The organism is Aquincola tertiaricarbonis (genome assembly GCF_000969605.1).
In the GTDB taxonomy this organism is placed as follows: Bacteria; Pseudomonadota; Gammaproteobacteria; order Burkholderiales; family Burkholderiaceae_C; genus Aquincola; species Aquincola tertiaricarbonis.
This window is the reverse complement of record NZ_JZUE01000007.1, coordinates 274,637-280,636: the sequence shown is the minus strand read 5'-3', so window position 1 is coordinate 280,636 and position 6,000 is coordinate 274,637. Positions and strand designations below refer to the sequence as shown.

Annotated in this window: 5 protein-coding genes; all 5 read right to left on the bottom strand. The window is 69.1% G+C overall.

The features are described from left to right. Positions 1-76: 76 nt before the first annotated feature. The gene (gene rodA / locus VO99_RS11095; RefSeq protein WP_046112890.1) at positions 77-1,231 is read right to left on the bottom strand and encodes a rod shape-determining protein RodA; all 1,155 of its coding nucleotides are present in this window, start codon (positions 1,229-1,231) and stop codon (positions 77-79) included. Then, positions 1,228-3,324, bottom strand: a complete 2,097-nt coding sequence (gene mrdA / locus VO99_RS11090; RefSeq protein WP_046112889.1) for a penicillin-binding protein 2 — start codon at positions 3,322-3,324, stop codon at positions 1,228-1,230. Before mrdA ends, rodA begins: the two co-directional genes overlap by 4 nt. Next, positions 3,321-3,842, bottom strand: a complete 522-nt coding sequence (gene mreD / locus VO99_RS11085) for a rod shape-determining protein MreD (protein ID WP_046112888.1) — start codon at positions 3,840-3,842, stop codon at positions 3,321-3,323. The genes mrdA and mreD overlap by 4 nt, the downstream gene beginning before the upstream one ends. Then, positions 3,839-4,759 carry a rod shape-determining protein MreC gene (mreC, locus tag VO99_RS11080; RefSeq protein WP_046112887.1) on the bottom strand — a complete coding sequence of 307 codons (921 nt, stop codon included), beginning with the start codon at positions 4,757-4,759 and terminating at the stop codon, positions 3,839-3,841. Before mreC ends, mreD begins: the two co-directional genes overlap by 4 nt. A gap of 90 nt (positions 4,760-4,849) precedes the next feature. Further along, on the bottom strand, positions 4,850-5,893 hold the full coding sequence (locus VO99_RS11075; RefSeq protein WP_046112886.1) for a rod shape-determining protein: 1,044 nt from the start codon (positions 5,891-5,893) through the stop codon (positions 4,850-4,852). Between the last annotated feature and the right edge of the window lie 107 nt (positions 5,894-6,000).

The window sequence follows — 6,000 nt, the reverse complement described above, 5'->3', positions numbered from 1 at the left end:
CTCTCGGAGGGGGCTCGGGGGAGCCGTGCGTAGAGCCGCAGGCTAGGAGGCGGCGCGGCTTCTGCCGCGCAGACTCCTAGCTCTGCATCAGCCGCCGGCTCTTGGCGATGGACATGAGGATGCCCAGCCCAAGGCCCATGGTGACCATGGCGGTGCCGCCATAGCTGACGAAGGGCAGCGGCACGCCCACCACCGGCAGGATGCCGCTGACCATGCCCATGTTCACGAAGCAGTAGGTGAAGATGGACAACGACAGCGCCCCGGCCAGCAGGCGGGCGAAGACGGTGGGCGCCTCGGCCGCGATCATCAGGCCGCGGAACAGCAGGAAGGTGAAGCCGAGTAGCAGACCGGCCACGCCGGCCAGGCCGAACTCCTCGCTGAAGGCGGCGAAGATGAAGTCGGTGGTGCGCTCGGGGATGAACTCCAGGTGCGTCTGGGTGCCGTTCATGAAGCCCTTGCCGTGGATGCCACCGGAGCCGATGGCGATCATGCCCTGGATGATGTGGAAGCCCTTGCCCAGCGGGTCCTGCGTGGGATCGAGCAGGGTGCACACGCGATGCTTCTGGTACTCCCGCAGCACCGGCCACACGACGTCGGGCTGGCAGATCGCGTCTTCCGACAACACCAGCGCGGTGATGCCCACGCCGCCGAGCACGATGACCGGCAGGATGAGCTTCCAGCTCAGGCCGGCAAAGAACATCACGTACAGCCCGCCGGCCAGGATGAGGATGGCGGTGCCCAGGTCGGGCTGCTTCATCACCAGGCCCACCGGCACGGCCAGGATCAGCCCGCCCACCGCGAAGTCCAGCGCGCGCAACTGGCCTTCGCGCTTCTGGAACCACCAGGCCATCATCAGCGGCATGCCGATCTTCAGGATCTCGCTGGGCTGCACCACCACGCCCACGTCCAGCCAGCGGGTGGCGCCCTTCTTGGTGACGCCGAAGATGGCCGTGGCCACCAGCAGCGCCACGCCCACCACGTAGATGGGCACGGCCAGCATCATCAGCCGCTGCGGCGGCACCTGCGCCACTACCAGCAGCACCGCGGCGCCCAGCAGCATGTTGCGGCCATGGTCCACGAAGCGGGTGCCGTGGTCGTAGCCGGCGGAATACATGGCCACCAGGCCAGCGCCGGCCAGCATCAAGATGCCGATGATCAGCCAGTAGTCGTAGCCGATGAACAGCGGCCGCAGGCGGACCCACAGCGAAGGGCGTTCGATCACCGCGCTCATCGTGTCGCCCGGTTGTGCGGCGCGCTCTGCGCCACCTGCTGCGCCGCCGAGGCGGGCGGTGCAGGCGGCACCGCGGGCACCGGCGCCGGTGCACCGCGCTCGCTGCCCACGTCCAGCGCCACGCCGGGCAGGCCGGCCATGGCGGTGCCGCCGGGCAAGGGCACGTCGGCCGCCTGGCGCGGTGTGCCGAAGGGGGCGCCGGACTTGCCCTGCTGGGTCAGGGCCATGTCCTCGTCGTTGGGCCACAGGCCCTGCAGCGCGTAGTCGAACACCCGGCGGGCGATCGGCGCCGCGGCAGCCGCGCCCCAGCCGGCGTTCTCCACGATCACCGCCAGCGCGATGGTCGGGGCTTCCAGCGGCGCGAACGCCATGTACACCGAGTGGTCGCGCTGGTACTCGCTGAGCTTGGCGGCGTTGTACTTCTCATTGGCGCGTACGCCCACCGCCTGCGCGGTGCCGGTCTTGCCGCCGGTCTTGTAGGGCGCGCCGGCGAACACCGGCGTGGAGGTGCCCTCCTGCGTCACGCCGTGCAGCGCACGCAGGATCAGCGACACATGCTCCGGCTTGTAGGCCAGCGGTTCCAGCGCGTCGCCGGAGACGCGTGTCTTCTGGTGCGTGACCACGTTCTCCACCTCCCGCACCAGCCGCGGCTGGAAGCGCTGGCCGCCGGCCACCAGCGTGGCCGTGGCGCTGGCCAGCTGCAGCATGGTGAAGTTGTTGTAGCCCTGGCCGATGCCCAGCGAGATGGTCTCGCCCGAGTACCAGCGCTGCTGCTCGGGCCGCTTGTAGGCCCGCTTCTTCCAGGCGGTGGAAGGCAGCAGGCCGGCGCTTTCGCCTTCCAGGTCGATGCCGGTGCGGCGGCCGAAGCCCAGCGGCGACAGCTGCTCGTGCATCAGGTCCACGCCCATCTCGTTGGCCAGCGAGTAGTAGTAGACGTTGCTGGACTTGACGATGGAGCGGTACATGTCCACCGGCCCGAGGCCCTTGTCGCCGTGGCTGCGGAAGGTGTGGTTGCCGAAGACGAAGCTGCCGTTGTCCTGCACCACCGCGCCGCCGCTGCGCTTGCCGCTGTTGAGCGCAGCCAGCGCCATGAAGGGCTTGAAGGTGGAGCCCGGCGGGTACGTGCCGCGCAGCGCACGGTTCAGCAGCGGCCGGTCGATGGACTCGTTGAGTTCCTTCCAGCTGTCGTAGTCGATGCCGTCGACGAACAGGTTGGGGTCGAAGGTGGGCTTGCTGACGAACGCCAGCACCTCGCCGTTGCGCGGGTCGATGGCCACCAGCGCGCCACGGCGGTCGCCGAACATCTGTTCCACCAGCGCCTGCAGCTTGATGTCGAGCGACAGCACCAGGGTGTTGCCGGGCGTGGAGGGATGGCTCTTCAACCGACGCACGGCGCGGCCGCCGGCGCTGGTCTCCACCTCCTCGAAGCCCGTCTGGCCGTGCAGCTCGCGCTCGTAGCTCTGCTCCACGCCCAGCTTGCCGATGACCTCGGTGCCGCGGTAGTTGGCCTGGACATCCTCGTCCCAGTCCTCCATCGCCTTCTTCTCGGTCTGGTTGATGCGGCCGATGTAGCCCACCACATGCGCACCCACTTCGCCCAGCGGATAGTTGCGGAACAGCCGGGCGCGCACGTCCACGCCGGGGTAGCGGAAGCGCTGCGCCATGAAGCGCGCCACCTCGGCGTCGTCGAGCTTGGTGCGGATGGGCAGCGACTCGAAGCTCTTGCTTTCCTCCATCAGCCGCTTGAAGCGGCGGCGATCGCGCGGCTGGATGTCCACCAGCTTCGCCAGCGAATCGATGGTGGCTTCCAGGTCGTGCACCTTGGAAGGCGTGATCTCCAGCGTGTAGGCCGAATAGTTGGTGGCCAGCACCACGCCGTTGCGGTCGACGATGAGCCCGCGGTTGGGCACCACCGGCAGCACGGCGATGCGGTTGGCCTCGGCCCGCGTCGCCAGCTCTTCGTGGCGCACCACCTGCAGGTGCACCATGCGCGCGGCGATCAGCCCGAAGCCGAACAGCACGAAGACGGCCGCAGCCAGCAGACGGCCGCGGAAGCGGCTCATCTCGCGTTCGAGGTTCTTGATCTCGGTCACAGCGGTCGATTCTGATCCGGATCGGGCGCGCGGCGCTGCGGCGCCAGCAGCAGCCACGTTGCCGGCAGCCACAAGGCCGACTCGATCACCGGCGCCCAGAGGATCTGCCAGCCCGGCAGCATGCCGCCGGCGGCCAGCCGCACGATGATGGACACCGCATGCGCGGCGGCGAACAGCGGCAGCACATGCAGCGCCTGCGCCGGCAGGCTGAACCAGCGCAGCCGGCGGTGAATGGTGATGGCGAAGAACGACAGCAGCGTGTAGGCGAGCGCGTGCTGTCCGAGCAGCGCGGCCTCGTGCACGTCCATCAGCAGGCCGAACACGAAGGCGGCGCCCACGCCGACCCGGCGCGGCTGGTGCACGTTCCAGAACACCAGCACCAGCGCCAGCAGGTCCGGCATCGCCGGTTCACGGCCGAACGGCAGCAGGTTGAACACCAGCGCGAACAGCAGCGTGAACCAGACGAAGAAGGGATTGGCCGGCAGCAGCAGCTGGTCCGACCCGCGCGGCATGATCATGGCTTGCGCTTGCTCCGGGGGTCGACCTTGGCTTCCGGCTCCGGCGGCGGGGGCGGCGGCAATTGGGTGCTCAGCGGCTCCAGCACCAGCACATGGCGCACGCCGTCCAGCGGCGCCGAAGGTTGCAGCGTGATGCGGGCGAATCCTGCATCCGCCTGGCGTTCCACCGCAGCCACGGTGGCCACCGGCAGGCCTGACGGGTACACGCCGTCCACGCCGGAGGTGGTGAGCACGTCGCCCACCTTCACGTCGGAGTTGGCGGCCATGTAGCGAAGCTCCAGCGCGGCGCCCTGGCCGGGCCCGCCGAAGGCGGCGCTGCGCTGCTGGGTGCGGGTGTTCAGCACTGGGATGGCGGCGTCCTTGTCGGTCAGCAGCGTCACTTCGGCGGTCAGCGGGTACACGCGTGTCACCTGGCCCATCACGCCCGATTCATTGACCACCGGCGATGCGGTCACCACGCCATGGCGCTCGCCGCGGTCGATGAACACCTTGCGCGAGAAGGGGTCGGCCGCCTCGTACAGCACCTCGGCCGCCAGCGAGCGGACCGTCACCGCGGGCCGCAGCTCCAGCAGCGCGCGCAGGCGTTGGTTCTCGCGTTCCAGCAGGTCCACCTGCGCCACGCGCTCGGCCTGGCGAACCATCTGCACCCGGGCCGCGTCCTCGGCCGCACGGGCCTGGCTGATGCCTTCCAGGTAGTCGCGGCCGCCGAGCAGGATCTCGCGCGGCACCATCAGCGCGCGCTCCACCGGCAGCAGCGCGGTGGCCAGCACCGCACGTGCGGTGACCACAAGCTGGAAGCGCCCATCGGCCACCATCAGGAACACGGCCAGCGCGGAGCAGAACAGCAGCTTGGTGAGTGCCGACACGCCCTGGCGGAAGAAGGGCGGGGGAGTGCGGTCGAGGGTGCCCAACTGCATGGTGTCGGCTCAGGAAGTCAGGTGCTCAGATGCGGCAAGGCCGGCCACGTGATGCTGCACGCGCCGGCCCGTGGCAGCAGTGTCGGCGGTTTACTCCGAGGTGAAGATGCTGCCCAGGCGCTCCATGCGCTCCAGGGCCATGCCGCAGCCGCGCACCACGCAGGTCAGCGGATCTTCGGCCACCAGCACCGGCAGGCCGGTTTCCTCTGCCAGCAGGCGGTCCAGGTCGCGCAGCAGCGCGCCGCCGCCGGTGAGCATCATGCCGCGCTCGGCGATGTCGGCACCCAGCTCCGGCGGGGTTTGTTCCAGCGCGTTCTTGACGCTGGAGACGATGTTGTTCAGCGGGTCGGTCAGCGCCTCGAGGATCTCGTTGCTGCTGATGGTGAAGCTGCGCGGCACGCCTTCGCTGAGGTTGCGGCCCTTGACCTCGATCTCCTTGACCTCGGAGCCCGGAAACGCGCTGCCGATGTTCTTCTTGATCGCCTCGGCGGTGGGCTCGCCGATCAGCATGCCGTAGTTGCGGCGGATGTAGTTGATGATGGCTTCGTCGAACTTGTCGCCGCCCACCCGCACGCTGCCCTTGTAGACCATGCCGCCCAGCGACACGACGCCCACTTCCGTGGTGCCGCCGCCGATGTCGACCACCATGGAGCCGGAGGCTTCGCTCACCGGCAGGCCGGCACCGATCGCGGCGGCCATCGGCTCCTCGATCAGGTAGACCTCAGAGGCGCCGGCGCCCAGCGCGCTCTCGCGGATGGCGCGGCGCTCCACCTGGGTGGAGCCGCAGGGCACGCAGATGATGATGCGCGGGCTGGGCTTGAGCACCGAGCGCGGATGCACCATCTTGATGAACTGCTTGAGCATCTGCTCGGTGACGGTGAAGTCGGCGATCACGCCGTCCTTCATCGGGCGGATGGCTTCGATGTTGCCCGGCACCTTGCCCAGCATGGCCTTGGCTTCCGCGCCGACGGCCTGGATCGTCTTCTTGCCGTGGGGGCCGCCTTCGTGGCGGATGGCGACCACGGAGGGCTCGTCCAGCACGATGCCCTTGCCGCGAACGTAGATCAGCGTGTTGGCGGTGCCCAGGTCGATGGCGAGATCGGTGGAGAAGTAACGGCGAAACGATTCGAACATGGCGGGGGGAGGGGGGCGCACTCAACGGCCGCGCGCATCGACCGGACCACCGGGCCCGGGACGCATCGCTGCAGCGGCTGGCGCATCAAATTTGGAGGGTTGTTCGT